Consider the following 26584-nt stretch of genomic DNA (forward strand, 5'->3'; position numbering starts at 1 on the left):
AGGCACTGCACGTACCCTGGGACGCCAGGCGCCGGCGGGAGGGCGCGGGACCGCCCCCGGCGGTCCGGCTCCCTAGAGGGGTCACCGGTGCACGGAGCCGTCAGGGAGTGGCCGGTGACGATGCGTACGCCTCTGCCCAGGGTCGGCCGGCGCGGCCGGCTCGTTGCGTGGCTGGTGGTCGCGGTGCTGGTGGTGGTCATCGGCGGCGGCTGGCTGGTGTCGACGTGGGCCGACTGGCTGTGGTTCTCCGAGGTGCGGTACACCTCGGTGTTCGCCACGAACCTGCGGACCAAGGTGCTGCTGTTCGCGGTGTTCGGGGTGGTGGCCGCGGCGTGGATGGTCGGCAACCTGGCGCTGGCGTACCGGATGCGGCCGAGGTTGCGGCCGGACTCGCCGGAGCAGCGCAACCTCGACCGGTACCGGCTGGCGGTGACGCCGCGGCTGCGGGTCGTCATCGGCATCGTGGCCGGGCTGACCGGGCTGGTCGCGGGGCTGTCCGCACGGTCGCAGTGGGCGAGCTGGCTGCTGTTCACGCACGCGCAGACGTTCGGCCGGACCGATCCGCAGTTCCACACCGACATCGGGTTCTACGTCTTCCGCTTCCCCTTCTACCGGTACCTGCTGGGCGCCGGGTTCACGCTGGTGTTCGTGGCGCTGCTGGCAGCGCTGCTCACGCACTGGCTGTACGGCGGTGTCCGCATCACCGGCCGCGGCGACCGCATCACCGCGGCGGCCCGGCTGCACCTGTCCGTACTCGTGGCGATGTTCGTCGTCCTCAAGGCCGTGGCGTACTTCCTGGACCAGCGCGGGTTGCTGCTCGGGCACAACGCGACGACCGGGCTCGACGGCGCCGGGTACACGGCGATCAACGCGCTGCTGCCGGCGAAGGAGATCCTGGCCTGGATCGCGCTCGTGGTCGCCGTCGCCGTACTCGTGTTCTCGAACGCGGTGATGCGCAACCTGATCTGGCCGGGCGTGTCCCTCGCGCTGCTGGCCATCGCCGCGGTCACCATCGGCGGCATCTACCCGGGCATGGTCTCGACGTTCACCGTCAAGCCCAACATCCCGGCCAAGGAGGGGCCGTACATCGCGGACAGCATCACGGCGACGCGCGCGGCGTACGGCATCGACGGGATCGGCGGCTCGGTCTACCAGGCGGCCAACACCACGCCGAACACGGCGTTGCAGAACGACAAGAACACCCTGCCGAACGTACGGCTGCTCGACCCGGCGAAGGTGTCCGAGACGTTCACCCAGCTCCAGCGGGTACGCGGGTTCTACGACTTCGGCTCGAAGCTCAACGTCGACCGGTACACGGTGGGCGACCGGACGCAGGACTACATCGTCGGCGTCCGGCAGCTCGACTCGTCCCGGCTCGCCGACAACCAGACCAAGTGGCAGAACCGGCACGCCGTCTTCACCCACGGGTACGGGTTCGTCGCGGCGCCGGCCGACACCACGTGCTCGGACGGCCAGCCGTCGTTCGTGGTCGGCTCACTGGAGGAGAGCAGCGACTCGCCCGCCAAGCAGGGCGACTGCTACTCGGGCCCGGACCAGATCACCGTCGAGCAGCCGCGCATCTACTACTCCGACCGGATGACCGACTTCTCCATCGTCGGCAAGTCCGGCCCGTCCGCCGCCGACCGGGAGTACGACCGGCCGGGTGGCAGCGGCACCGACTCGCCGGAGCTGAAGAACACGTACACCGGATCCGGCGGGGTGTCGGTCGGCTCGTTCGGCCGCCGCCTCCTCTACTCCCTGTACTTCAAGGACACCAACTTCGTCCTCGCCAGCGACTACTTCAACAAGAACTCCAAGCTGCTGTACGTGCGGAACCCGCGCGACCGGGTGCAGAAGGTCGCGCCGTTCCTGACCGTCGACGGCGACCCGTACCCGGCGGTCGTGAACGGGCACGTGCAGTGGATCCTCGACTGCTACACGACCGCGTCGACGTACCCGTACGCGCAGCAGACCGACCTGTCGTCGGCCACCAACGACTCGCTCACCGGCGCCGGCACCGCACCGCAGGACCGCCGCAACATCAACTACATCCGCAACTCGGTGAAGGCCACCGTCGACGCGTACACCGGCAAGGTCTCGCTCTACTCGTTCGACTCCAGCGACCCCGTACTCAAGGCCTGGAACTCCGCGTACGGCGGGATCGTCAAGCCCGCCAAGGACATCCCGCCCGCGCTCGCCGAACACTTCCGGTACCCGGAGGACCTGTTCAAGGTGCAGCGGGACATGCTGACCCGGTTCCACGTCACCGACGCGCAGGCGTTCAACAGCCAGGACAACTTCTGGGCCGTACCGAAGGACCCGACCACGTCCGGCGCGCAGAAACAGCCGCCGTACTACGTGGTCGCGCAGTTCCCCGGGCAGCGGAGCCCCACGTTCCAGCTGACCGCCGCGCTGACCCGGCGCAACCAGGACAACCTCGCCGCCATGTTCTCCGCGTACTACGACAGCGCCGGCCGCCCCAAGCTCGCCGTCGCCGAACTACCCACCAACTCCAACGTGCTCGGCCCCAACCAGATGCAGTCCAAGATGCAGAACCAGGAAGGCATCCAGAACAACCTCGCCCTCGGCGAGTCCAAGACGTCCTCGCTCGACTACGGGAACCTGCTCACGCTCCCCGTCGCCGGCGGCCTCCTCTACGTCGAACCCGTCTACATCAAGGGCCGCAACGTGCCCTACCCGCTCCTCAAGACCGTCCTCGTCGCGTACGGCGGGCAGGTCGGGTACGGCGCCGACCTCAAGGCCGCCGTCGACAGCATGGTCGCCTCGGCTGCCGGCAAGGCACCACCCGCCGGAACCGGGAGTACCGGCGCCGGATCCGGCAACGGCAGCGGCGACCTCGCCGACGCGGTCCGCGCCATCCGCAAGGCACTCGACGACCTGTCCGCCGCACGCAAGAACGACGACTACACCGCCGAAGGCAAGGCACTCAAGGAACTCGACGACGCCACCAAGCAGTACGAACGCGCACAGAAAGCCCAGTCCTCGCCCTCGCCGAGCCCCACCCCGCGCAAGTGACCGCCCTCGCACCCCCCGATTTGGTACCCCTCCAACCCGCCCGCTAGTATTTCAATCACCGCCGCGGGGTGGAGCAGCTCGGTAGCTCGCTGGGCTCATAACCCAGAGGTCGCAGGTTCAAATCCTGCCCCCGCTACGAGGGAAAACGCCCTCCTGGATGATCTCCAGGAGGGCGTTTTCATGCCCGCTGCTAACGAATTTGCTAACGAGCCTCCTTCTCGGCCGGCTCGGATGCTTCCTCGGCCGGCATGATCAGCTTGGCGATGGTGTCAGCCGCATCACGATCCATGCCGGGCAGGACGTGGGTGTAGACCGACATCGTGAACGCCTCGGACGAGTGCCCGAGCCGCTTGCTGACCACCGCCGGGTGTACCCCGGCCTTGAGCGCCGCCGTGGCGTAGCTGTGCCGTACGTCGTGGAGCCGGATGCGGGGGAGTCCGCACGCGGCGGCCATCCGGTGGAACCGCTGGCGCACCACGTCGGGATGGATCGGTCGTCCGTCCTCCCACGTGAAGATCAGGTCGGTCCCGTCGTACTCCTCGTCGTAGAACACCCGCTCGGACCGCTGCACAGCCAGCCACTCCCGTAGCGCCTCGACGGTCGCCTGGTCCAGCGAGAGCAACCGCGCGGCGTTGTCGGTCTTGCCGTCGCTGGTCTCCGCGTGCCCGTCGACCACGACGCGCGGGTCGCCCGGCTGTACCGCCAGGTGGCCGGCGTCCAGGTCGACTGCGGTCCACGTCAACCCGCACAGCTCCGCGCGCCGCATCCCGGTCATTGCGGCCAGCAGGTACAGCGCGTAGAACCGGTCCTTGCGCGCGTACGCCAGGAACGTCGCCAACTGCTTGGGCGTCCACACCGGCCGACGCTTCTTCGGCACCCGCGGTGGCTTGACGCTCTCGGCGACGTTCTCCTCGACGTAGTGCCACGCCTTCGCATCGCTCAACGCCTTGTGCAGCATCGCGTGAATGTTGCGAACGGTCTTCGGGTCCAACCCGGGGTTTACCGGCTTCGGCTTGTGCCCGGCGCGGTACCGGCGAATGGCGGCGCGCGCCGCGTGAATCGTCACGCCGCACGCCTGCATCACCTCACGTGGCGTCGGTTCGGTGTCCTTCTTCCGCTGGGCAGACCAGTAGACGTACATCTCGCTGTCCGCGTTGCGCTTGACGCGGCCCGCGGTCAACAGGTGCTCGTACAGCGCGAGCAGGTTCGGCGCGGTGAGCTGCTGAAGGCGGATCTTTCCGATCACCGGCACGACATTGGCGTCGGTGTAATTCCGCCAGCTCGCCCACGTGGACGCCGCGACGGTTCGGCGCACCGCCGGAAGCCATTGCGACACAAGGAATTCCTCGACCGTGCGCTTCGACGCGGCGACGAACTTCCCGGCCTCGACACGCTGAATCGCCTTGCGGCACTCCTGCCACGCGACGTTCTCCGATTCCCACCCGCCCTTCGTGACCTGCTTTCGCTCTCCGGTGAGCGGATCGGGCGGCCCATCGAACACGTACGTGTAGGTCTTGCCTCGCTTGTGAACGTGCCCTTTCACGGTGGCGTACCTGCCTTCCTTGCGGGTCGAGTGCCGGTAGCGGTAGCGACGCCTGGCGGTCGTCGGGTGGGCTACGGGGCGGTTGTGGGGGTTGTGGCTGGTCGGGCTGCTACCCGCTACCGGTTGGCGTTGTGGCTGGTAGCGGCTGAGTTGGCGGGTAGCGGGGGTGGGTAGCGCGGGTGCTACCGGTAGCCGCCTGGCCGCTACCGCGTGACGGGCGGATAGGGCCTGTCCGGGGTGCTCGTCGGGCCGGTTGTGGGCCGGCTGGCGTGCCCGGCGGGACGGTGGGGCTATCGGCTATCCGGCTGGCCACGGGGCCTAGCGGCGGGGCTATCGATAGGGGCGGTGCGGGCTATCGGATAGCCCCTCGGTTGGCCGTTCACGCCGCGCCCTGGTCGGTGAGGGGCACGCCCTCGTCGCGGAAGCCGCCGGTGATGGCGGCGCGGATGTCGCGGTCGGTCTGGTCGGCCTGGTGGCCGGCGTGGGTGAGTGCGGCGATGGCGTCCGCCTGGTCGATGGCGCCGGCGGCGACGATGCGGGCGATGCCGCGGGCGGCGCCGTACAGGGTGGTGCGGCGGCGTCCTTCCGGGGCGGTGACGATCCTGCGCAGGTTGGCGGTGAGGAGGGCGGTCGGGGATGAGATGCCCCCGCGCCCGGCGGGTGCCGTGGGCGCGGTGGTGGGGCGGGGCGCGGTGGTGCGCAGCTGCGAGAGCGACGGCGCGGTCGGTCCGGTGATGATGTTGAGCAGGCGCGGGGGCATCTCAACGACCGGCCCGTCATGGACGGTGCGGTACGCGCGGCGGGTGACCGGGTGAACCGAGGGCGGGGCGACGACGTAGCCGCCGTCTGCCTTGATGTCGACGCCGGTCCGGTCGGGCATGGGGCGGGACAGGATCGGCCGTCCGGGGTGGGCGTAGTAGAGGTGCCAGCCGCCCGAGCCGGTGCCGACGGTGTAGGTGGGCACCATGAGGTCCCGGTCGATGCTGCCGCCGTGCTGGGGGTCGATGTCGACCACGACCAGGCCGGCGGGTGCGCCGGTGCGGATGGCGAGTAGTCCGCCGGGGACGGCGGCGGTCATGGCGGCCAGTCGGGCGGGGTCGGTGGTGGCGGCGTAGAAGCCGTGGCAGGTCAGGCATGGGCAGGCTTCCCGGTCGTGGTGGCGGTCGGCGTTGTGGCAGGCCCGGCAGTTGGCGACCGGCCGCTTGGTGCGGCCGAGCCAGAACACCGGCCAGCCGCGTTCGGCGGCGGCGAGTGCCGCCGGCGGGGTTTCGTCACCACGGCGCGCGGGTTCGTGACGGAACCCTGTCGACGGGTGGGCGGTGGTGGTCACGGTTCCTCCTTCGGTGGTCGCGGTCGCGGCACGGTGGGTGCCGTTGGCCGCCTGGTGGCGGCCGGGCCGGTCGGGGCGGGTGGTGGCGCGACCCGCGACCGGCGGGTGTTCGTGCTGGCCGGCGTACGGGTCCGGGGTCGCGGCGGGGGTCGCGTGGCCGCGACCGGTCGCGCCGTTCCCGCGACCGGTCGGCGGGCGATAGCGGCTCGTCGTCGGGGGCATGGCATGGCCTCGATTCCGGGGTTTGGCGGGTGTCGGCGGGGTGGCCTGCTATCTGCTATCGGCCTGATCAGGCCGGGAATCGGGTGCTAGCAGGGGTGCTATCGATAGCAGGGCGGGCCGCTATCGATAGCAGCCGTTCACAGGGCCGGCCGGCCCTCGTGGCAGCGCTCGCAGAGCGCAGTCCGGTCGGGGTCCTGCCGGGTCGGGTTCCCACACCCGGCGCACGGCCCGATCCCCGGCAGGTCGAGCAAGAGCGGCGCGTCATTCGTGCCACCATTCGTGCCACCATTCGTGCCAGTGGCGCCAACGCCGTGACCTGCGGTTTTGCCATTCGTGCCATTCGTGCCACGGGGGAGGGCAGGCGGTGCGTCGTTTGCGGACAGGGACCAGACCGATCCGCCAGCGAACCCAGACCGCTCCGTGGTCACGCCAACGGCCTTGCGGGCACGGTGAACGGTGCGCCAGGCGAGTCCGGCCTCTTCCGCGGCTGCCTGAACGTCGGCCGCGGGTGCTTGGCCACCCTGCTCTTGCAGGTACCCGGCGAGCCAGTCTGCCGCCTTCGTGCGGACCGGCCCAGCGTCGTTCTCGGCCGGCTCACGAAGCAGGTCGGCGGCGCTGTAGTCGACCTGGCCTTCCCACTCGATGCGGGCGCATCCGTGGTCGGGGGCGTCGACCAGGCGGTAGGCCAGCGACGGCGGCAGTACGGCGATGTTCGCCTTGGTCGGCGCGACGATCACCCGCGTCTCGTCCTGCGGGTCCTTCGCCACGGCGTAGCCGATCCGGGCCGCGCCGATGATGCCGATCGAGCCACCTCCGCGGTAGATCGGCGACGGGCCGCCGCCCTTGGTGAAGTGCCGTACCAGCACCACCGCGCACCCGGCCGCCTCCGCCGCCTTGATCAGCGGCGTCAACGCCCGTCGCACGTCCTTGTCCTGGTACTCGTTGACCTTCTCGCCCAGGTAGGCCATCAGCGGATCCACCACCAGCAGCGCCGCGCGCACCTGGTCGATGGCCTGGCGCACCATGTCGGTATCCCCGGGCAGCGTCACCAGACGGTCCACCCACGCCGCGTCCTGCCGGTCCCACTCCTTCACGCTGGTCAACGCCGCGACCCGGGCCGGGTCGGCACCGGCCGCATCCAGACGGGGCCGGATCGTGTCGGCCGGGTCGTCCTCGGCCGACAGCAGCACCACGCCGGCCGGGTTGGCGCCGGGCTGGCCGTCCGGCCACGGCTTGCCGGTGGTGATCCGGGCGGCCAGATCCGTTGTCATCGTGGACTTTCCCGTGCCCGGGTCACCGTCCACGACGTGCAGCTTGCCGGCGGCGAGGTAGCCGGGCCACAGCCAGTTGATGCGCTCCGGGACCACCTCGGACATGCGCACCAGCGTCGGACGCGGACGCAGCAACGCCTCCGGGTCCGGGTCCGGGTCCGCGTTTGGTGGCGGTGTAGGTCCGGGTCGGCGGGTGGGTTCGGGCAGCATCAGCGAGACTCCCAACGGGCGGGTTCGGCGGGTGGTTCGGGCGCGTTCAGGGGCACGTCTGGCCGAAGCGTGTTGGCGCAGATGAGACCGTTCGTGGAACCGGGTCTGAACCCGGCGCCCCGGGGCGCCCCGTGGCCGGTAGGCGGCCACGGCGCGCCCCCGGGTTCGACTCGCACCGGGGCAGCCTCACGCGGCGGCCGGAAGCGCAGCCGGTACCGCGGCCGGGGTCGCGGCCGGCAGGACACCGTGCGCGCACAGCACCCGCTTGGCCCGGCTCCACGTGGAGGCCACAGTGCCCATGGACCGGCCCAGCGCGGCGGCAGCCTGCTTGTCGGACAGCCCGGACAGCTTCAGCTCGACGACCCGGCGCGCCGCGGGCGCAAGCTGCGCAACGGCCTCAGCCAGGCTCACGGGCTTGGACAAGACAGGCTCAGGCTGCACGTCGGACTGCCGGCGCGACAGGTCATGCAGTGGCCGGACCGTGGTAGGGGCCGGCATCAGCCCAGCCTCGATGAACGCCAGGCACGCACGGTTCCAGGCACTGGCCACGGTGCCGACCGCGCAGTCCAGCTCCGCGGCGATGTCACGGTTGCCGCGCCCGTCCAGCTTGAGCAGCGCGATACGCCGGGCCGCCGCCGGCAGCTCCTGAGCTGCCGCCCGCAGCGCATCCGGGTCAACCGTCGGCTGCTCCAACGGGCGCATCCGGAGCCGGCTCTGTACCGGTGTCTGCCTGCGACCTTGCGCCGCGGGCTGCGTGTCGCCCGGCGCCAGGCGACGCCGGAGCACGGCGGCGGCGTTACGCGACGCGGCCGCGACCTGCTCGACACTGATCCCCAGCCGGGCCGCGATCACCTCGTCGCTGTTGCCCGCCAGCCGCGCACACACCACCTGGCGCTGACGCGGCGCCAGGTGCTCGATGCCCTCGACCATCGCCGCCCGCATCGCGGCCAGGTACGGCCGTGTCTCGCCCTCCGCGTCGTCCGACACGTACAGCGGCGCGTCGTCCCACCCCGCGTCAGCCACAGCGACCTCGTACCGATCGTGGTCCCACCCGCGCCACACCAACGCCTTGGCCAGACCGAACAGCCACGCCAGGACCGGGCGGGCCTCACGGTGCTCGTACGCCGGCAACTTAGCCAGCGCGCTCGCCCACGTCTCGGCCGCCACATCCTCAGCCGCCACCCGGTTGAACTCCACACGCCGAAGCGCGTACCGCAGTACCTGACCCGAGTACCGGCAGTACAGGACACCGAACGCCTCACGCTCGCCCTGCTGCGCGAGCTTCACCAACTCCGAATCCGACAGGTCCACCAGGTCGTTGAGCTTGCGAGTCATCACGCGGCCTCCGTCCCGGAGATGGCCACGGTGGACGCGGCGGTCAGAAAGGCGTCCAGGGCGTCTCGGGTGACCCGCAGTCCGCCCCGGCCGGCGCCGATCCTCAGCGCCGCCAGGCGCCCCGACTCGATCGCTCGGTACACGGTCGCCGGGTGCACGTCCAGCAGCTCGGCAACCTGCTTCACGCGGTACGGCCGCGCCGTTGCCACGGCGTTCACGGCCGGTTCGGGATTACGCTGGTCCTGCATCTTCACTCCTCCGACGACAACGGATGGGGATGCCTGGCCCGGCTGGTGCGGCAACACCGGTCGGGCCTTCTTGCTGCGCTGGCTGCAACGTCTGCAACTAACGTTGGAGCTGATATTAGTACTGAAACTAGCGATGTCAAGCGACGGCTGCGACGAGCGCGACGCCACCTTCGTTTGTTCCTGGGGAAGCCGATCTACGCGGGGTGCGGATCGTTGGATACGGGACTACGACCGGCTAGTATCAGTGCTGATACTGGCGATGGGAGGGCCCTGTCATGCCCAACTGGGAAGCCGTCAGCGTGGCGATGACTGATCGCATGGCGGAGCTGGACCTGACGCAAGCCGACGTTGCCCACAAGGCCGGCGTTGCGCTGATGACTGTCCGAGAGCTTCAGCGAAACCTGAGGCCGCGCCGCCGCAATCCGCGCACCTTGGCGGCGGTCTCGGAGGCACTCAGTTGGCCACGTTCGAGGCTCGAAGACCTCGCCAACGGAGCCCGGGGCGAGGGGGCAGATGCCCGGTCCGGACGCAACCTTGCGCAGGAGTTGGATGCCCTGCGGCAAGACCTGAGGGACCTGTCCGCTCGTGTTGACGAGATCGAAACTGGCAAAGGCAAATCGCGGTAGCGGCCGTTTGTCCTGGTGTGCCATCTCGGTCACCGTCCTCCGTGGTCTGCCCGACGACGTGTCCAAGTCAACCGGCCGCGAACAGGGCTAACCAGGCATCCAGTGCGCAGCCTGCGGAGTCGGTACGCGCGCACCTGGCAGTGGTACGGCAACGGCAGGGCACTCAGGTGGCAGCGGTGTGCTGTGAACCGCTCTGCGCGGCACGAACAGGGCGGCCCGTACACTCCGGCACAGCGCAGCGTGGGACCGGGGAGGCAGGATGTCGGGTGGGGTCATTGACCGGTGGACCGGCCGACACGCCTGTGCACTTGAAGCCGCGCTGAGGCTGACTCAGGAGCAGTTCGCCGCGAAGCTTGGAGCCGCGCGCCGGTCCGTCACTGAGTGGCATAAGCGTCCGGACATGGTGATCACCAAAGGGCTGCAAGCGGAGCTTGACCGGCTGTACGAGAGCGCAGACGACGGCGTCAAGGCCCGGTTCGCCGTTCAGCTTGAACGTGACGAACCCGGCACGGATGATGCCGAGCCGGTCGTCGCGCTCACGGTTGCTATCGCGGTGGTCTTGGACGCGGACCGTGCTCTAATTGTTTGCCGGCGGGATGAGGATTCATCGGGAATCACCTGGCAGTTCCCGGCGGGAATCGTTAAGCCGGGCACGTCTGCGCAGACCACCGCCGTACGCGAAACTCTCGCTGAAACCGGCGTCCGGTGCGTTTCTCAACGGCCGCTCGGCGGTCGAATTCACCCGGTGACTAGGGTGCGGGCAGAGTACTTCCTGTGTGAGTATCTGGCCGGCGAGGCGGAGAACCGTGATCCGGCAGAAAACGTCGATGTAGTATGGGCGCCGCGAATGGCCGTAACTCGGTTCATTCCTGCGGACAGAATCTTCCCGCCTGTGCTTGAGCTATTGGAGGACAAGTGACACAGCCCGAAGAGGCGCGCCCGCCGATCGCTGCCGCGATCATCGTGCAAGACGGTCAGGTCTTGATGGTTCAGCGCCGGGTCAAGGAAGGATCGCTTTCTTGGCAGTTCCCGGCGGGGCAGGTCGAGTCCGGCGAGTCTGGCGCGGATGCCGCTGTACGCGAAACGCAGGAAGAGGTCGGGCTCACCGTTGAGGCGGTACAGGAACTCGGTCAGCGCGTCCACCCGGCAACCAAGCGAACGATGGTATACGTCGCCTGCCGCGCGGTTTCGGGAACCGCGCGGCTCGTTGATGACGACGAGCTGGTCGCTGTCGAGTGGTGCGACCGGCCGAAACTTACGGAGTACGTACCGTATCCGTTCTTTGGGCCAGTGCAGGAGTACCTTGACGCGGCGCTGTCCTAGCTCTCGGCCTGCTCCGGCAGGAGATGCACGAATCGGGAGCGCACCACGCCATCGTGCAGGCGCTCTGGGAGTTCGATCCCACCGATATTCAGTCGCCGGGTCGTGACGTCTTCCAGGGTTTCGGTAGGAATCGATTCGGCATGGTCGAGGCACTTGATCGCATATTTTTCCGCATTCGGGATGTCGGCGCGCCAACGGTAAAGCTCCGTCAGCGCGTATGCGTACTCCATAGCGGACCGGTGATCGGCCGCAATGACCGCCTCGTCGTATTCCCGAATCAGTTCATCCGGCCGGACTGTAACCTGCATTGTATCCCTCAGAAAGTGAATCGCTCGGCGACGGTTTCGTAGTCGAACAGCTCATCTGGCGAGAACCACAGATCTACTTCGTACTTCGCCTCGTCAACGTTGCCCGATGCGTGAATCAGGTTGAGGACGGGCTTGTGGTTCGCTTCGGTGTACGCCTTCGAGGTGTGCACGAAGTCGCCACGGATGGTGCCAGCGGGCGCCTCATTCGGGAAGGTGTTCCCCACGAGTCGCCGAACGTTGGAGACGGCCTCAACCCCTTCGAGCACAAAGGCGATGACGGGGCCAGTCTGCATGAATCCAGCAATCGCGTCGTAGACCGACTGGCCAGCGCGCTCCGCCAGGTCGAAGTAGTGCTTCTGCGCGAAGTCGGCGTCGATGACCTTCATCTTGGCGCCGACGATCTTCAGTCCAGCATCCTCGAACCGCTGCGTCAGCCGTCCAACCAGCCCGCGGGCAACTGCGTCCGGCTTCAGCACAACGAGGGTGCGTTCGATCCCGGTCACCTGGTCGTCTCCTTCTGTCGAGAGGTGTCGAGCTACCAGACTGCCTTACCCCGATCCTGGCCCCTGGGTCGACCTCGGCGACCGGGGGCCGCTGTCCCCAATCGTGCCATGTCCCCGCCTGCTGGCACGAATGGCACGAATGGCATAGCCGCAGGTCACGGCGCTGGCGCCGCTGGCACGAATGGTGGCACGAATGGTGGCACGGATGAGTGGTGAAGGGACGAGATGCCCCGCCGCCTAACGGCGGCCTGTGTTGGACAGCGACAGGCGCCGATCGCAGGGTGGCGCCTGATCGCTCGAACCATGCTGCTTGGGCGGCGGGGCATCTCATCCCTGGCCGCTCTGCGGTACCGGAGGGTCGTTCAGGTCGACGACAACGAGCCAGGCGGGCGCGGGGCGCCCGGGGCAGAGGTTCCCTGTCGCCTCGCGCTGTGGCCAAATGAGAGCCGCCCTGAGAGGGCCGTAGACGGCCGAAAACGCCGCGGGGGTAGGTCGGTAAGGGGTCGCCGCTAGGCGCTAGATCCCAGGTGGGGACGAGGATGACCCGCTAGCGATGCCGCTAGGTCTAGCTGAGCCGGCCGCTAGACCTAGCGGCGAACTGAGGGGCCTTGCTAACGAAATTGCTAACGCGACCCCTGCGGCTCGGTGCGAGACGTGCAAAACGCGCAACGTCGTTGGCGCTAGATCCCTTGTGCTGCAACGGATCCGGCGCCAACGGCGACGACTGCAACTTGGCATGAACTCCTCATAACCCAGAGGTCGCAGGTTCAAATCCTGCCCCCGCTACGAGGGAAAACGGCCCCTTCGGATTCGTCCGGAGGGGCGTTTTCATGTCCGTGCTCACGGATTTGCGCACCTGCCTCCTTCGCTGGCATCTCGGATGCTTCGCCGGCTCGGTCAGCTCGCGGGTGGGCAGTGCCGCGTCACGATCCATGCCCGGTAGGGCGCACGTGTGGACCGACGTGGTGAACGCCGTGTTCGTGTCCGGGTCTCCCGGCTGACGACGGCCGTACGCTCGCGGCGAGGTTCCCGTGGCGCGGTGGCATGCGACGGGTTCGGCCCGGGTCGGGTGCCCCGTACCGGCCACTGAGAGGTCCTGACGGAAAGGACTGTCGGCGCCTGGCGGACTCAGGACGACGCTGCCGACGTTGTCGGCACAGTCGCATACAACACCGGTATGCGACTGCACCTCCGCCTTGGCAGCCCCGCCCTGAGCCTCGCCAGGCATCCGACGCCTTTCTGCCAGGACCTCTTAAGCTGGGCCGTTGTGACGGACAGCTTTGACCCGGTGGAGTACAACCGCGCCGCCTGGGACCGCGAGGTGGAGAACAGCAACATGTGGACCCGGCCGGTCGGGCCGGAGGTCATCGCCCGGGCACGCGCCGGCGACTGGTCCGTCGTCCTGATCGGACACCGGGCGGTGCCGCGCGCCTGGTTCCCCGCCGAACTGGTCGGCGCCGAGGTGCTGTGCCTGGCAGCCGGCGGAGGCCAGCAGGGCCCGGTACTCGCGGCGGCGGGCGCGGCCGTGACGGTACTCGACAACTCGCCGCGGCAGCTGGACCGCGACCGGGAGGTCGCCACCCGCGAGGGGCTGGCCGTCCGTACGGTGCTCGGTGACATGCGCGATCTGAGCGTGTTCCCCGACGCCAGCTTCGACGTCGTGTTCAACCCGGTGTCCAGCGTGTTCTCGCCCGAGCTGGCACCGGTCTGGCGGGAGTCGTACCGCGTGCTGCGCCCGGGCGGGATCCTGATGACCGGCTTCCTGAACCCCGACGTCTTCATCTTCGACGCGACGGCGTTGGACGAACGGGGCGAGCTGGTCGTGCGTCACCCGCTCCCGTTCAGCAGCCTCGACCTGTCGGAGCAGGAGCGGGCGCGCTCGTACGGGACGGGGCCGATCGAGTACAGCCACTCGCTCACCGGGCAGATCGGCGGCCAGCTCGCGGCCGGCTTCACCCTGACCCACCTGGACGAGGCCCCGCACCACGCGGACGCCACCGGCCGGTACATGCCCGGGTTCTTCGCCACCCGGGCGGTCAAGCCGTAACCGTTGCGCGACCGGCGAATCCGCGGACGAGCACGACAGGTCCCGCGCGGCAAACCCTTCCGGAGTACGGCACCGGACGGCCGCGGGGCGGAGTCGTGCCGGTCGGGGCTAACGTTGCCGCGTCGCGGTTCCGGGTCCAGTGACGGCGGTGTGGGTGGATCCAGCGGGGCTGCTGGCACGGCCACCCGTGGACCCGCCGAGCGCGGGTGGTGAGTACTTCCGTTGCGGGGCAACGGGAGTGGCGAGAACCGTGACGGCCACCTGTGCCCGCCGCGCGGCTGCTTGACGCGAGCAGTGGGGGTGGCACCGCCGCGGCGCAGTACCCGGTTCTGTCACAGGTGGCCGATACGGTGGTGGCCATGCCTGAAGTACCGAGGTCTTCGCGGTTTTTGGAGGATCGATTCGCCGGTCGGACGCCGAACCTGCGCCGGGCCGTCCGGGCGATCGTGCTCGACGCGGACGACCGCATCCTGTTGTGCCGCTTCGTCTTCCCTCATCCGGCGGTGCCGGGCGGGGCGGCGGGCGTGTGGGCGGCACCCGGCGGCGGCATCGAACCCGGCGAGGACCGGCTGACGGCCCTGCGTCGCGAACTTCGTGAGGAGACGGGTCTCGCGATCACCGTGGACCCGCCGCACGTCTGGCACCAGGAAGTACTCGACGCCGACCACGCGCCCGGCTTCGGTGGCATCGTCAACGACTACTTCCTGGTCCGCGCACACCACTTCGAGCCCCGCGGCGAGCTGCCCGACGACCAGCTCGCCGCCGAGTACCTGGGCGGGTTTCGCTGGTGGCGGCTCGCGGAGATCGTCGACCACACCGGCCCCGAGCTGTTCTCGCCGCGCGACCTCGCCACACCGTTGGCGACACTTCTCACCACGGGTACGCCGACGCGTCCCGTCCATCTCGGGCTCTAGCCGGCGCGCGGCCGACCACAAATGCTTGCGTACCAGGGTAGTGACGAGCACCGCACCGGTGGACACCTGTGTCCGTGGTGCTCTGCATGCGGCGGGATCTGTTGCCGCACAACGGAAGAAGCGTCACTTGCGCTCCCGGCAACGCGCCTGCGTACGCAAAATGCGGCGACATCGGCGGCGATCCCCGTCAGGATGGCCGGAATGGACGAGGTTGAGGTCGTCGTCGCGCACAGCCAGCGCGCGACGCTGCGGGTCGGTGACGTGTTCCTGAAGGTCGACGGCGATCCGGCGCACGCCGACGTCGAGGTTCGGGCAATGGCCATGGTTCCGGTGCCGACTCCGGCGATCCTCTGGCGCGAGCCGCCCGTACTCGCGATCGCCGCGGTACCGGGGAAGGCACTGGGCGTACTCGGTGAGCCGTCGAGCGCGTCGCCCGCGGCGTGGGCCGCGGCGGGCGCGGCCGTACGGAGGCTGCACGATGCGCCGTTGCCGCCGTGGCCGGGGCGCGCGCTCGACGACATCACCGCCGAACTCGACGGCGAGTGCGCGTGGCTGCTCGCCAACGGCGTACTGCCCGCCGAGGTGGTGCGACGCAACCGGGAGATCGCCGGGGCCGCGCTCCGGCCGTGGACGCCGGCGTTCATCCACGGCGACCTGCAGATCACGCACGTGTTCGTCGACGGCGACGAGGTCACCGGCATCATCGACTGGTCCGAGGCGGCGCCCGGCGACGCCATGTTCGACCTCGCCACCCTGACGCTCGGGCACGAGGAACGCCTGGACGACCTGCTCGCCGGGTACGGCCCCGGCGCGGACCGGGACGTGATCCGCGCCTGGTGGTCGCTGCGCAGCCTGAAGGCGTCGCGCTGGCTGATCGAGCACGGCTTCGACCCGGACGCGCCGGGGTGCGAGTTCGACGTGCTCCGGGCCCGGATGCAGGAACCCTAGGGCCCCGCCCCGGCCCAGACCTCTTGGTACGAAAGGGAAACAGCGCGCGGTCGGGGCTACCGTGCATCGGCGTACTGCGCGGGTTGACCGGATGTGTGGTTGAGGTTCTAGGGTGCCCGCGTGAAGGTGATCATGGTTGCGCGGTTCGGGGCGCTGGAGGCCCTGCGGGTCGTGGAGGTGGCGCCGCCGTCGGTGGCGGCGGCCGCGGCGCACGCGGACATCGAGGCGCGGAACGTCGTCGGCAAGCTGCTCCTGGTGCCGTGACCGCGACGGCGCCCGCCGGTACGTGCCCGGCGGGCGCAGTCGTTGCCACGTAAGAGGTCCTGACAGAAAGGACTGTCGGCGCCTGGCGGACTCAGGACGACGCTGCCGACGTTGTCGGCACAGTCGCATACAACACCGGTATGCGACTGCACCTCCGCCTTGGCAGCCCCGCCCTGAGCCTCGCCAGCCATCCGACGCCTTTCTGTCAGGACCTCTAAGGGAATGCGGTCACATCCGGTCGGGTGCCTCGATGCCGAGCAGGTCGAGCCCGGTGGCGAGGGTACGGGCGGTCAGGTCGCAGAGCACCAGCCGCGAGCCGCGCGTCGGTTCGGGCGCGGAGAGTACGGGGCAGCTCTCGTAGAAGTCGGTGTACGCGGCGGCGAGCCGGAACAGGTACCGGGTGAGGCGGTGCACCAGCGCGGTGTCGGCGACCTCGTGCAGGGTCGCGGGGAAGGCGAGCAGGTCGAGGGCGAGCGCCCGTTCGGCGGGTTCGGTGACGAGGACGGTGTCGACCGCCGCCGCCTCCGTCAGACCGGCGCGGCGGAAGATGGACAGGATCCGCGCGCGGGCGTACTGGAGGTACGGGGCGGTGTCGCCGGTGAACGCGAGCATCCGGTCGTAGTCGAACACGTAGTCCTTGCCGCGTTCGGCGGACAGGTCCGCGTACTTGACGGCGCCGATGCCGACGGCGCGGGCGAGCGCGCCGGAGTCCGCGCCGTCGGGTACCAGCTCGGCGGCCCGGCGTACCGCTTCGGTGAGGAGCGCGACGAGCGTGACGGAGTCGCCGGCCCGGGTGCGCAGCATCCGCCCGTCGGCGCCGAGTACGGAGCCGAACGCGACGTGTTCGGCGCTCGCCGCGTCGGTGAGCCAGCCGGCGTCGCGCGCGGTGGCGAACACCATCGCCAGGTGCTGGCGCTGCGGCTCGCCCACGACGTACAGGAGGCGGGTGGCGGCCAGCTCGCCCAGCCGGTACCGGATGGTGGCGAGATCCGTTGCGGCGTAACCGAACCCGCCGTCGCTCTTGCGTACGATGAGGGGCAGCGGGGTGCCGTCGCGCCCGGTGAAGCCGGCCGGGAACGCGCAGAGCGCACCGTCCGACTCGCGCAGCAGCCCGGCCCGGTCCAGCTCGTCGACGACGTCGCCGAGCCGCTCGTCGTACCGGCTCTCGCCGTCGAGGTCGTCGTCGGTGAGCCGCACCCCGAGCAGCGCGTACACGGAACGGAAGTAGTCCTGGGAGCCGGTGACGAGGACGCGCCAGAGCCGCAGCGTCGCCGGATCGCCGGACTGGAGCAGGACGACGCGGCGCCGGGAGCGTTCCCGGAACGCGGGGTCGGTGTCGAACGCGGCCCGCGCCGCCCGGTAGAAGCCGGACAGGTCGCCGGCGGACAACGCGTGCGCGGCGGTCGCCCCGCCCACGTCGAGCAGGTGCTCGATCAGCATCCCGAACGGCGTGCCCCAGTCGCCGACGTGGTTCTGCCGGACGACACGGTGCCCGAGATGGTCGAGCAGCCGGGCGAGCGCGTCGCCGAGGATCGTCGAGCGCAGGTGGCCGACGTGCATCTCCTTCGCCGCGTTCGGCCCCGAGTAGTCGACGACGACGGTCCGCGGATCCGCCACCCGCGGCACCCCGAGGCGTACGTCGGCGGCGGTGTCTGCCAGCAACCCGCCGAGTACGTCACCGCGCACGGTCAGGTTGAGGAAGCCCGGGCCGGCGGTGTCCACAGTGGACAGATCGGCGAGGTCGGCCGCGGCGGCCACCTCCGCGGCGACCTCGCGGGGCGGCCGCCCGAGCGTACGGGACAGCGCGAGCGCGCCGTCCGCCTGGAAGTCCGCGCGACGGGAACGGCGCAGTACGGGATCGGTCGGGGCGCCCGCGACGGACGCGAACGCGGCGGACAGTCGTGCGTGCAGCAACCCCTCGATCCCGGTCATGCCACGGGACCGTAGCGGCCGGCGGCACCCCGTCGTACCGGATTTCGGTGTCCCCGGAACGGTGAACCCGGCCGAACGGACGATCCGTACCGGACATCGCGAGGGATACTCTCCGTATATGACTGACTCCGGAGGGGTTCTGCTCCGTTCGGTCGGTGGCGTCGAGAGCGCCTGGAGACCTCGCGGCTGACGCGTACGGATCGCGGGCGGCGCGAGGCAGGCGGGCGGCCCCGGTGATGCACCGGGGCCGCTTCCACGCCCCCGTGTTCCGTTGCGGCACAACGGTTGTCGACCACGTCGCGAAAATCGGGTTGCGCGCGGCGCGCCACCCGCGGCACCGTCGACCCATGGTCGTACGAACGTTCCCACGCTGTCCCGTCGCCGTCGCGCCCGCGACGCGACAGCAGCGCCGCGCGAGGGGAACGGTCGGCCACCAGTGACCGCCGCGCTCGTGTCCGGCCTGCTCGCCGGATACGGGGTGGCCCTGCCGATCGGCGCCATCGGCGCCTACCTGGCCACCCTCAGCGCCCGTACGTCGTTGCGCGTCGGCGCGGCGGCCGCCCTCGGCGTCGCCACCGCCGACGGCCTCTACGCCCTCCTCGCCGTCACCGCCGGCCGCCCCCTCGCCGCCCTGCTCACCCCTGTCGCCACCCCGCTGCGTACCGCGTCCGCCGGCATCCTGCTGGCGCTCGCCGCCTGGACCACCGTGCGCGCCGTCCGCACGTACCGGACGAGGTCGGATGCTCCGGCGGATCCGTTGCCCCACAAGGGATCCGCGCTGCGCGGCGGGCCGGGCGCGCGCCCGCTCGCCGCCTACCTCAGCCTGCTCGGACTCACCATCCTCAACCCCCTCACCATGGTGTACTTCGCCGCCCTCGTCACCGGTTCCCGCCCCACCACCGGCATCGCCACCGCCGCCGCGTTCGTCGTCGCCGCCTTCACCGCCTCCGCGTCCTGGCAACTCACCCTCGCCAGCGCCGGCGCCGCCCTCTCCCGCCTCCTCACCACGCCCCGCGCCCGCCTCCTCACCACCCTCGCCTCCGCCCTCCTCATCGCCGGCCTCGCCGTACGCTCCCTCGTCACCTGACGCGAAACCGTTCGCCCGAACCAAAAGCCGCGGCGCGGCACCGGAGCGCCGGGGTGCTGGGTGGTGGCTGGGCGCCGAAGGGCGCCACCAGCACGCCGGACGGGCAGCGGGCGGAGCGACGAGCAGCACAGGAGACGGTGGCGACCGGGGCTGGGCACGTCGGTGCCTACTTCTGGTGTCGCACAAGGACTCTCGGCGGCGGTGACCGACCCGGCGGAACGGAGGCGGACCGGCCAAGGTCGGTGGACGCGCACCGACTGGGGTCGGTGCCGAGAGGCGAACGCGGACGCATCCGCGGGCAGTACGAGGAGAGGACGGGGAGTGGGGTCACCGGTAGCCGGGCGGCGCGACGTCGCGTACGGACCGCAGCACGTGGTCGCGGAACCCCGCGGACGACGCCGGCAGCACCCGGCCCCGCAGCCACGCCAACCCGACGTCGCGGGACGCGTCGACGTCGCTGACCCGCAGGTGCGGCGCCGCCGGCAGCGCCTGCGACGGCGGGAACGTCGCCGTCTGCGGTACGGGCAGCAGCGCGACGCCCAGCCCGGCCGTGACGAGCCCGCGCAGCGTCTCCACCTCCTCGCCCTCGAACCCGATCCGCGGTACGAAACCGGCGGCGCGGCACAGGTCCTCGGTCGTGTCGCGCAGCCCGTACCCGGGGCGGAGGACGACGAACGGGTCGTCGGCGACGTCGGCGAGCCGTACCCGGGTGCGGTGGGCGAGGCGGTGCCCCGGCGGGACGGCGAGCCGGAGCGGTTCGACGAGCAGCCGCCGCCACCGTACGTCCGGATGGTCGGGGTCGCCGCTGGTGATGATGAGGTCGACGCCGCCGGACAGCAGCGCGGACAGGATCGCCTGCTCGCCGTGCTGGTTGAGTTCGAAGCGGACCCGGGGCCGCGCCGCCAGGTACCCGTGGACGAGCGGCGGCACCAGCCACGTGCCGAACGTGTGCAGGAACGCCAGCGGCACCACGCCCCGGTCCGGGTCGACGACCTCGGCGGTGGCGCGCAGGCCGGCGTCGTACCGGTCGAGGGTGGCGGCGGCGTGCTCGGCGAAGACGCGGCCCGCGGGGGTGAGCCGCAGGCCGCGTCCGGCCCGGTGCAGCAGCGGGGTGCCGACCTCGCGTTCGAGCCGGCCCAGCGCCCGGGACAGCGCCGGCTGCGTCACGTGCGCGTCGGCCGCGGTACGGGTGACGGTGGCGCCGTCGGCGACCGCCCGGAACCATCGCAGTACCTGGATGTCCACGTGACCCATGTTCACACGGCATGGGTGGGCCGGCGAACTGGCATTGGACGCATCCGTCGCCGGAGTACCAGGGTGGGGGAGAACCGGGAAGGAGGGCGCTCATGGCAACCGTGGCCGACCATCTGGTCCGTACGCTCCGGCAGACCGGCGTGCGCCGCATCTACGGCATCGTCGGCGACAGCCTCAACCCGATCGTCGACGCGGTACGGCGTACCGACGGCATCGAGTGGGTGCACGTCCGGCACGAGGAGACCGCCGCGTTCGCCGCCGCCGCCGAGGCGCAGCTCACCGGCCGTCTCGCGGTCTGCGCCGGCAGCTGCGGCCCCGGCAACCTGCACCTCGTCAACGGCCTGTACGACGCGCACCGCTCCGGCGCGCCCGTCCTCGCGATCGCCTCGCACATCCCGTCCGGGCAGATCGGCACCGGCTTCTTCCAGGAGACGCACCCGGACCGGCTGTTCGCCGAATGCAGCCACTTCTCCGAGCTCGCCGCCACCCCCGAGTCCGTGCCCCGCCTCGTACGGATCGCCGCGCAGACCGCCGTCGGCCGCGGCGGCGTCGCCGTCCTGTCGCTGCCGGGTGACCTCGCCGACCGCCCCGCGCACGGTACGGCGGAGACGGTGACGTTCGCGCCGCGTTCGCCGGTCGTACCGGGGGACGCGCAGGTGGCGGAGCTGGCCGAGTTCCTGTCGTCCGGGCGGGTGACGATCTTCGCGGGGGCCGGCTGCGCGGGCGCGCACGACGAGGTGCTGGCGCTCGCCGAGCGGCTCGCCGCGCCCGTCGGCCACTCCCTCGGCGGCAAGGAGTGGATCCAGTACGACAACCCGTACGACGTCGGCATGAGCGGGCTGCTCGGCTACGGCGCCTGCCACGACGCGCTGCACGCCGCCGACCGGGTCCTGCTCCTCGGCACCGACTTCCCGTACGACGGGTTCCTGCCGCAGGCGCGCACCGCGCAGGTCGATGTGGACCCGGCCCGGCTCGGCCGCCGCACCCCGCTCGACATCGCCGTGCACGGCTCCGTACGCGAGACGGTGCGCGCGCTGCTTCCGTTGCTGCGCAAGCGTACCGACCGCTCGTTCCTGGACCGGATGCTGCGCGAGCACCACCGCAAGCTGACCCGCGTCGTCGACGCGTACACCACCGGCATCGAGCACCACACCCCGATCCACCCCGAGTACGCGGCGGCGCAGCTCGACGCGGCCGCCGCCGACGACGCCGTGTTCACCGTCGACACCGGCATGAACAACGTCTGGGCCGCCCGGTACCTGACGCCGAACGGCCGGCGCCGCGTCCTCGGCTCCTTCCGCCACGGCAGCATGGCGAACGCGCTGCCGCAGGCGATCGGCGCCGCGCTCGCCGCACCCGACCGGCAGGTCGTCGCGCTCGCCGGGGACGGCGGACTGGCCATGCTGATGGGCGACCTGCTCACCCTCTCCGCGTACCGGGTGCCGGTGAAGGTGGTGGTGTTCAACAACGCCACGCTCGGCATGGTCAAGCTGGAGATGCTCGTCGACGGCCTGCCCGACCACGGCACCGACCACCCGCCGGTCGACTTCGCCGCCATCGCCGCCGCCTGCGGCATCCCCGCCGTCCGCGTCGACAAGCCCGCCGGCGTACGCGAGGCGCTGACCGAGGCGTTCGAGCGGCCCGGCCCGGCGCTCGTGGACCTCGGCACCGACCCCAACGCGCTGTCCATCCCGCCCAAGCTCACCGCCCAGCAGGTACGCGGGTTCGCGCTCGGCGTCGGCCGTACCGTGCTGTCCGGCGGGGTGGGTGCGATGGTCGACCTCGCCCGCAGCAACCTCCGCAACCTCCCACGTCCCTAGAACGTGTCAGCACCACCGCCCGCGGGCGGTGATCCGGGGGCCGGTCCCGGCGTACGTTGGGACCGTGACGGGGACACGGGTGCCGGGCGAGGGGCCGGCACCCGTGTGGCCCGCCCGCGACACCCGGATCGCCGGCGTGCACACCCGGGTACGCGAGACCGGCGGCACCCCCGCCGTGGCGTACGTGCACGGCCTGGGCGGATCCGCGCTGGACTGGACCGACCTCGGCGCGCTGCTCGCCCCCGACCTGCCCGGCGCCGCGCTCGACCTGCCCGGCTTCGGCGGATCCGCACCGCTGCGCCGGTACAGCCTGGCCGCGCTCGCCGACCACGTGACCGCCTGGCTCGCCGCGCTCGGCCCGGTGCACCTGGTCGGCAACTCGCTCGGCGGCGCCGTCACGGTGCTCGTCGCCGCCCGCCGCCCCGACCTGGTCCGTACTCTCACGTTGATCTCGCCGGCGATGCCGTTCCTGCGGCCCTGGCAGTCGGATCTCGGCCGGCTCGCGCCGTTCGCCTGGCTCCCCGGTACGGCCCGGGTGCTGGCGCTGACCATGGCGCGCCTCGGCCCGGACGGGCTGACCCGCCAGTCGATCGAGAGCTGCACGACCGACCCCGCCTCGGTACCGCCGGACCGGCTCGCCGCGTTCCGGGACGAGGCGGAACGCTGGCTCGCGTCGCCGTGGCACGCCGACGCGTACGTGCGGACGTTCCGGGCGCTGCTCGCCACGTTCCTGCGGCCCGGCGCCGGCTCGCCCTGGTCGTACGCGGCGCGCATCGCCGTGCCCACGCTCGTCGTGTGGGGCCGCGACGACCGCCTGGTACCGTCCCGCCTCGGTCCACGCCTCGCCGGTACGGTGCCGGACTGCCGGCTGCTCGTCCTCGACGGGGTCGGCCACGTCGCCCAGGTCGAACGCCCGGCGACGGTCGCCGGCGCGATCCGCGCACTCGTCGACGAACATCGCGCAGCGTGAGATAACTCGCCTGTCCGTGTCACGCGCGGATCCGACAAGGCCGTCATGGCACTCTGATCTGCGATGCCTCCGACGACGACGCGCCAGCGCACCCCGTCCCGGGTGGCGAGCCGGGTGGACGCCCGCCGGCTGGCCCGGGAGAGGATGCTGCGCCGCCGCCGGCGTACGTTCCTCGGCGCGGTGCTGCTGATCGCCCTCGCCGTCGTCGGTGTCGACATGCTCCAAGGCGGTACGAAGGACCCGCGGGACACCGCCGTCGCCGCCACCCGCAGCCCGCAGCCGCGGGCCACCACCGCCGCGGCCGCCGTGCCGTCGCAGTCCGCCGGCTCCCCGTCGCCCAGCGCCGAGACCGTCACGTACCCGAGGGACGGGTCGCGGTCGTTCACGACGGCGCGCGGCGGCGGTGGCGTGGCCGGCAGTTCCGGCACCCTGCTGCGCTACCAGGTGGACGTGGAGAAGGACATCCACGGGATCGACGTGCAGAAGTTCGCGGACGCGGTGACCGCGATCCTCGGCGCGCCGCAGGGCTGGACGGCCGGCGGCGAGTGGCGCTTCCAGCGGGTCGGTCCCGGCGAGGCGCACGACTTCACGCTGAACCTGGTCACCCCGGGTACCCGGGACTCGATGTGCGGCGACACCCCGGACGGCTACACGTCCTGCCGCAACGGCGACAACGTCATGATCAACGTGTCCCGGTGGGTGCACGGCGTGCCGTTCTACCCGAGCCTCGCGCAGTACCGGGACTACGCGATCAGCCACGAGGTCGGCCACCGGCTCGGCCACGGCCACGAGCTGTGCCCCGGCAAGGGCCGGAAGGCGCCGACCATGCAGCAGCAGACCCTCGGCCTGCACGGCTGCGTCGCCAACCCCTGGCCGTACCCGGGCGGCAAGCGTTACGCCGGGCCGCAGGGCGACTACTCGCAGGCGCACATCCCGTCGGACCCGCCGAGCTACTTCACCCGCTGAGACGTACCGCCAGGCTCGGGCCGGCACCCGCCGTCCGAGAGGTGGGAAGGGTGGTCGGGGTCACCGGCGTTGTGCCGGTACGCGAGCAACAATGTTCGATGAACGTCCACCTAGGTCTCGGAGGAGTCGTGTCGCTCCCACCGCTCGTCGAACCCGCCGCGGAGCTGTCCGTGGACGAGGTGCGGCGATACTCCCGGCATCTGATCATCCCGGACGTCGCCATGGACGGCCAGAAGCGCCTGAAGAACGCCAAGGTGCTCTGTGTCGGCGCGGGTGGGCTGGGCTCCCCGGCCCTGATGTACCTGGCGGCCGCCGGGGTCGGCACGCTCGGCGTGATCGACTTCGACACCGTCGACGAGTCGAACCTGCAGCGCCAGATCATCCACGGCGTGTCGGACATCGGTAAGTCGAAGGCGCAGTCGGCGCGCGAGTCGATCGCCGAGATCAACCCGCTGGTCGACGTGATCGTGCACGACGAGCAGCTGTCCACCGACAACGTGATGGACGTCTTCGCGGGCTACGACCTGATCGTCGACGGCACCGACAACTTCGCCACCCGGTACATGGTGAACGACGCGGCGGTGCTGCTCGGCAAGCCGTACGTGTGGGGCTCGATCTACCGGTTCGACGGCCAGGCCAGCGTCTTCTGGGCGGAGTACGGGCCGTGCTACCGCTGCCTCTACCCGGAGCCGCCGCCGCCCGGCATGGTCCCGTCGTGCGCCGAGGGCGGCGTGCTGGGCGTGCTCTGCGCGTCGATCGGTTCGATCCAGGTGACCGAGGCGATCAAGCTGCTGACCGGCATCGGCGACCCCCTGGTCGGCCGCCTCACCGTGTACGACGCGCTGGAGATGTCGTACCGGACGATCAAGGTCCGGAAGGACCCGAACTGCCCGCTCTGCGGTGAGCACGCGACGCAGACCGAGCTGCTGGAGGACTACGAGGACTTCTGCGGCGCGGTGTCGACCGAGGCCGCCGAGGCCGCGCAGGGCTCGACGATCACCGCGACCGAGCTCAAGGAATGGCAAGACGCGGGCAAAGATTTCCTGCTGGTCGACGTTCGGGAGCCGGCCGAGTTCGAGATCATCCGGATTCCGGGCTCCGTTCTGATCCCCAAGGGCGAGATCCTGTCCGGCGACGCGCTGGCGTCGCTGCCGCAGGACAAGCAGATCGTGCTGCACTGCAAGTCCGGCGTACGGTCGGCGGAAGCGTTGGCAGCACTGAAATCCGCGGGTTTCCGCGACGCCGTGCACGTGCAGGGCGGGGTGCTGGCCTGGCAGGCGCAGGTCGACCCGAGCCTCCCCACGTACTGACCGGTTCGCGACCGGGCCGGATCACGCATGTCGTGACCCGGCCCGGTTGGTCGTTTTAACCGGATCGGGCCGAAGGGCTCGCGTCCGGGCGCGACTGGTCGCACACTTGTGCGGTACCTCCGCGGCGTCAGGTGGGCGCCGTCGTAGAGCACAAGGAGCGGGAGTTGCACGCGTCGCAGTACAACCACATGGCCCAGGCGCTTGAGCGGTACCTGCCGAAGGACCGTCACCTCGATGTACTCGAACTCGGCTCGGCCACCTCACCGAACCAGGTGATCACCCACCGCACCCTGTTCAAGGACATCGACCACTCGTACTTCGGGGTCGACATCCGGGACGGCAACAACGTCGACGCGGTCATGCCCGCGCCGTACACGATTCCGGCGAAGAGCAAGAGCGCCGACGTGGTCGTTGCCGGTTCGGTGTTCGAGCACGTGCCGATGCCGTGGGCGTCGATCCTGGAGGTGGCGCGCGTCCTGCGGCCCCGGGGTCTGTTCTTCTTCACCGCGCCGTCGCGCGGCCACAAGCACACCCCCGTCGACTGCTGGCGTTACTACCCGGACGCGGTGCGCGCGCTGGCCGCCGCGTCCCGGCTGACCCTCAAGGACGTGCACACGCACTACCCGCCGTTCACCGAGGACCGCCGGCACGACTACGGGAACATCGACGCGGCGAACGACTACTGGGGCGACACCGTCGCCGTGTTCCAGAAGCCGACGAAGTACGCGCCGACGATGACGTTCGTGCGTCCGGTGGTGCGGTGGTGGGCGAACCGGGCGTCGCGGCAGGGCCCGCTGGGCGCCACGCCGGACCCGAAGTTCCGCTGTTCGGTGTACAAGGGCGACGGCGAGAAGCCGTGGGACAAGGTCCTGCGCGAGTCGAAGCGGGCCGCGGCCGACAAGGTGGGCGCGGAGAAGTAGCGGGCGCCGACGGGTGCCAGCGGATCCCTGCCCGCTGGCACCCGGCGCCCCCGTACCGCCGGCCGGGCCGCGAGGCTCGACCGACAATCGGTGCGGGACAGGCCGCCCGCCGGGTACCGCAATCGCATTATTAGGACACTTAACAGTGGTGTCCACCCCGTCCGTGGTGTCTGGTACTCCGTTGTTGACATCGCTCA

Annotated in this window: 23 protein-coding genes and 1 tRNA gene; 15 read left to right on the forward strand and 9 right to left on the reverse strand. The window is 70.7% G+C overall.

Going from position 1 to position 26584, the window contains the following annotated elements:
- The first annotated feature begins 120 nt into the window (after positions 1-120).
- Positions 121-3036: a UPF0182 family membrane protein gene (locus Aru02nite_RS13450; RefSeq protein WP_203657965.1), complete on the forward strand. Its 2916-nt coding sequence runs from the start codon at positions 121-123 to the stop codon at positions 3034-3036.
- 62 nt (positions 3037-3098) lie between these two features.
- A tRNA-Met gene (locus tag Aru02nite_RS13455) sits at positions 3099-3172 on the forward strand.
- A gap of 66 nt (positions 3173-3238) precedes the next feature.
- Here the strand turns inward: Aru02nite_RS13455 and Aru02nite_RS13460 are convergent.
- From Aru02nite_RS13460 to Aru02nite_RS13480, 5 genes are all read right to left on the reverse strand, one after another.
- On the reverse strand, positions 3239-4579 hold the full coding sequence (locus Aru02nite_RS13460; protein WP_203657823.1) for a site-specific integrase: 1341 nt from the start codon (positions 4577-4579) through the stop codon (positions 3239-3241).
- Positions 4580-4958: 379 nt separating this feature from the next.
- Positions 4959-5909 (reverse strand): bifunctional DNA primase/polymerase, encoded by a 951-nt coding sequence (locus Aru02nite_RS13465; protein WP_275408627.1) that lies wholly within the window; start codon positions 5907-5909, stop codon positions 4959-4961.
- A 359-nt stretch (positions 5910-6268) separates the two neighbouring features.
- The gene (locus Aru02nite_RS13470) at positions 6269-7612 is read right to left on the reverse strand and encodes an AAA family ATPase (RefSeq protein WP_275408628.1); all 1344 of its coding nucleotides are present in this window, start codon (positions 7610-7612) and stop codon (positions 6269-6271) included.
- Between the two features lie 186 nt (positions 7613-7798).
- Positions 7799-8947, reverse strand: coding sequence for an RNA polymerase sigma factor (locus Aru02nite_RS13475; protein ID WP_203657966.1), 1149 nt, complete (start codon positions 8945-8947; stop codon positions 7799-7801).
- Positions 8947-9195, reverse strand: a complete 249-nt coding sequence (locus tag Aru02nite_RS13480) for a helix-turn-helix domain-containing protein (protein WP_239076672.1) — start codon at positions 9193-9195, stop codon at positions 8947-8949. The genes Aru02nite_RS13475 and Aru02nite_RS13480 overlap by 1 nt, the downstream gene beginning before the upstream one ends.
- A gap of 275 nt (positions 9196-9470) precedes the next feature.
- Here Aru02nite_RS13480 and Aru02nite_RS13485 point away from each other — a divergent pair, with 275 nt between their 5' ends.
- The 3 genes from Aru02nite_RS13485 (at position 9471) to Aru02nite_RS13495 (ending at position 11144) form a co-directional block, all read left to right on the forward strand.
- The gene (locus Aru02nite_RS13485; RefSeq protein ID WP_203657827.1) at positions 9471-9821 is read left to right on the forward strand and encodes a hypothetical protein; all 351 of its coding nucleotides are present in this window, start codon (positions 9471-9473) and stop codon (positions 9819-9821) included.
- A gap of 259 nt (positions 9822-10080) precedes the next feature.
- Positions 10081-10740, forward strand: a complete 660-nt coding sequence (locus tag Aru02nite_RS13490; RefSeq protein WP_203657828.1) for an NUDIX hydrolase — start codon at positions 10081-10083, stop codon at positions 10738-10740.
- Complete coding sequence (locus Aru02nite_RS13495) at positions 10737-11144, forward strand: NUDIX hydrolase (protein WP_239076658.1); 408 nt, start codon at positions 10737-10739, stop codon at positions 11142-11144. The genes Aru02nite_RS13490 and Aru02nite_RS13495 overlap by 4 nt, the downstream gene beginning before the upstream one ends.
- Here the strand turns inward: Aru02nite_RS13495 and Aru02nite_RS13500 are convergent.
- Both Aru02nite_RS13500 and Aru02nite_RS13505 read right to left on the reverse strand, forming a co-directional pair.
- Complete coding sequence (locus tag Aru02nite_RS13500; protein ID WP_203657829.1) at positions 11141-11452, reverse strand: hypothetical protein; 312 nt, start codon at positions 11450-11452, stop codon at positions 11141-11143. The two genes, Aru02nite_RS13495 and Aru02nite_RS13500, sit on opposite strands and share 4 nt — an antisense overlap.
- Before the next feature lie 8 nt (positions 11453-11460).
- Positions 11461-11955 carry a nucleoside-diphosphate kinase gene (locus Aru02nite_RS13505; RefSeq protein ID WP_203657830.1) on the reverse strand — a complete coding sequence of 165 codons (495 nt, stop codon included), beginning with the start codon at positions 11953-11955 and terminating at the stop codon, positions 11461-11463.
- A gap of 1267 nt (positions 11956-13222) precedes the next feature.
- Here Aru02nite_RS13505 and Aru02nite_RS13510 point away from each other — a divergent pair.
- From Aru02nite_RS13510 to Aru02nite_RS13525, 4 genes are all read left to right on the forward strand, one after another.
- Positions 13223-14002 carry a class I SAM-dependent methyltransferase gene (locus tag Aru02nite_RS13510; protein WP_239076659.1) on the forward strand — a complete coding sequence of 260 codons (780 nt, stop codon included), beginning with the start codon at positions 13223-13225 and terminating at the stop codon, positions 14000-14002.
- A 389-nt stretch (positions 14003-14391) separates the two neighbouring features.
- Complete coding sequence (locus Aru02nite_RS13515) at positions 14392-14916, forward strand: NUDIX domain-containing protein (protein WP_239076660.1); 525 nt, start codon at positions 14392-14394, stop codon at positions 14914-14916.
- A 201-nt stretch (positions 14917-15117) separates the two neighbouring features.
- Entirely contained in the window at positions 15118-15864 is a 747-nt protein-coding gene (locus Aru02nite_RS13520) for a phosphotransferase family protein (RefSeq protein ID WP_203657833.1), read from the forward strand.
- Between the two features lie 120 nt (positions 15865-15984).
- Positions 15985-16128 (forward strand): hypothetical protein, encoded by a 144-nt coding sequence (locus Aru02nite_RS13525; RefSeq protein ID WP_203657834.1) that lies wholly within the window; start codon positions 15985-15987, stop codon positions 16126-16128.
- Positions 16129-16356: 228 nt separating this feature from the next.
- On the opposite strand, the gene argS is transcribed toward Aru02nite_RS13525, so the two are convergent.
- The gene (gene argS / locus Aru02nite_RS13530; protein ID WP_203657835.1) at positions 16357-18060 is read right to left on the reverse strand and encodes an arginine--tRNA ligase; all 1704 of its coding nucleotides are present in this window, start codon (positions 18058-18060) and stop codon (positions 16357-16359) included.
- A gap of 436 nt (positions 18061-18496) precedes the next feature.
- Between argS and Aru02nite_RS13535 the strand changes: the two genes are divergently transcribed.
- Positions 18497-19147: a LysE family transporter gene (locus tag Aru02nite_RS13535; RefSeq protein WP_203657836.1), complete on the forward strand. Its 651-nt coding sequence runs from the start codon at positions 18497-18499 to the stop codon at positions 19145-19147.
- Positions 19148-19474: 327 nt separating this feature from the next.
- On the opposite strand, the gene Aru02nite_RS13540 is transcribed toward Aru02nite_RS13535, so the two are convergent.
- On the reverse strand, positions 19475-20401 hold the full coding sequence (locus tag Aru02nite_RS13540) for a LysR family transcriptional regulator (protein WP_203657837.1): 927 nt from the start codon (positions 20399-20401) through the stop codon (positions 19475-19477).
- 92 nt (positions 20402-20493) lie between these two features.
- Between Aru02nite_RS13540 and Aru02nite_RS13545 the strand changes: the two genes are divergently transcribed.
- The 5 genes from Aru02nite_RS13545 to Aru02nite_RS13565 all read left to right on the forward strand — a co-directional run bounded on the left by Aru02nite_RS13545 (position 20494) and on the right by Aru02nite_RS13565 (position 26387).
- Complete coding sequence (locus tag Aru02nite_RS13545) at positions 20494-22221, forward strand: pyruvate dehydrogenase (protein ID WP_203657838.1); 1728 nt, start codon at positions 20494-20496, stop codon at positions 22219-22221.
- 64 nt (positions 22222-22285) lie between these two features.
- Positions 22286-23191 (forward strand): alpha/beta fold hydrolase, encoded by a 906-nt coding sequence (locus Aru02nite_RS13550; protein WP_203657839.1) that lies wholly within the window; start codon positions 22286-22288, stop codon positions 23189-23191.
- Between the two features lie 63 nt (positions 23192-23254).
- Positions 23255-24157 carry a DUF3152 domain-containing protein gene (locus Aru02nite_RS13555; protein WP_308446267.1) on the forward strand — a complete coding sequence of 301 codons (903 nt, stop codon included), beginning with the start codon at positions 23255-23257 and terminating at the stop codon, positions 24155-24157.
- A 98-nt stretch (positions 24158-24255) separates the two neighbouring features.
- Positions 24256-25467, forward strand: a complete 1212-nt coding sequence (gene moeZ / locus Aru02nite_RS13560; protein ID WP_203657969.1) for an adenylyltransferase/sulfurtransferase MoeZ — start codon at positions 24256-24258, stop codon at positions 25465-25467.
- A gap of 131 nt (positions 25468-25598) precedes the next feature.
- The gene (locus tag Aru02nite_RS13565; protein WP_203657840.1) at positions 25599-26387 is read left to right on the forward strand and encodes a class I SAM-dependent methyltransferase; all 789 of its coding nucleotides are present in this window, start codon (positions 25599-25601) and stop codon (positions 26385-26387) included.
- Positions 26388-26584 lie beyond the last annotated feature (197 nt).

This window comes from Actinocatenispora rupis, from assembly GCF_016861975.1.
Classification (GTDB): domain Bacteria; phylum Actinomycetota; class Actinomycetes; order Mycobacteriales; family Micromonosporaceae; genus Actinocatenispora; species Actinocatenispora rupis.

What these genes read in the sequence shown, in the direction of transcription:
- Aru02nite_RS13450 (WP_203657965.1), top strand. Translation starts at nt 121, where the DNA reads ATGCGTACGCCTCTGCCCAGGGTCGGCCGGCGCGGCCGGCTCGTTGCG.
- Aru02nite_RS13470 (WP_275408628.1), bottom strand. Translation starts at nt 7,612, where the DNA reads ATGCTGCCCGAACCCACCCGCCGACCCGGACCTACACCGCCACCAAAC.
- Aru02nite_RS13475 (WP_203657966.1), bottom strand. Translation starts at nt 8,947, where the DNA reads ATGACTCGCAAGCTCAACGACCTGGTGGACCTGTCGGATTCGGAGTTG.
- Aru02nite_RS13480 (WP_239076672.1), bottom strand. Translation starts at nt 9,195, where the DNA reads ATGCAGGACCAGCGTAATCCCGAACCGGCCGTGAACGCCGTGGCAACG.
- Aru02nite_RS13485 (WP_203657827.1), top strand. Translation starts at nt 9,471, where the DNA reads ATGCCCAACTGGGAAGCCGTCAGCGTGGCGATGACTGATCGCATGGCG.
- Aru02nite_RS13490 (WP_203657828.1), top strand. Translation starts at nt 10,081, where the DNA reads ATGTCGGGTGGGGTCATTGACCGGTGGACCGGCCGACACGCCTGTGCA.
- Aru02nite_RS13500 (WP_203657829.1), bottom strand. Translation starts at nt 11,452, where the DNA reads ATGCAGGTTACAGTCCGGCCGGATGAACTGATTCGGGAATACGACGAG.
- Aru02nite_RS13520 (WP_203657833.1), top strand. Translation starts at nt 15,118, where the DNA reads ATGGACGAGGTTGAGGTCGTCGTCGCGCACAGCCAGCGCGCGACGCTG.
- argS (WP_203657835.1), bottom strand. Translation starts at nt 18,060, where the DNA reads ATGACCGGGATCGAGGGGTTGCTGCACGCACGACTGTCCGCCGCGTTC.
- Aru02nite_RS13540 (WP_203657837.1), bottom strand. Translation starts at nt 20,401, where the DNA reads ATGGGTCACGTGGACATCCAGGTACTGCGATGGTTCCGGGCGGTCGCC.
- Aru02nite_RS13545 (WP_203657838.1), top strand. Translation starts at nt 20,494, where the DNA reads ATGGCAACCGTGGCCGACCATCTGGTCCGTACGCTCCGGCAGACCGGC.
- Aru02nite_RS13555 (WP_308446267.1), top strand. Translation starts at nt 23,255, where the DNA reads ATGCCTCCGACGACGACGCGCCAGCGCACCCCGTCCCGGGTGGCGAGC.
- moeZ (WP_203657969.1), top strand. Translation starts at nt 24,256, where the DNA reads ATGAACGTCCACCTAGGTCTCGGAGGAGTCGTGTCGCTCCCACCGCTC.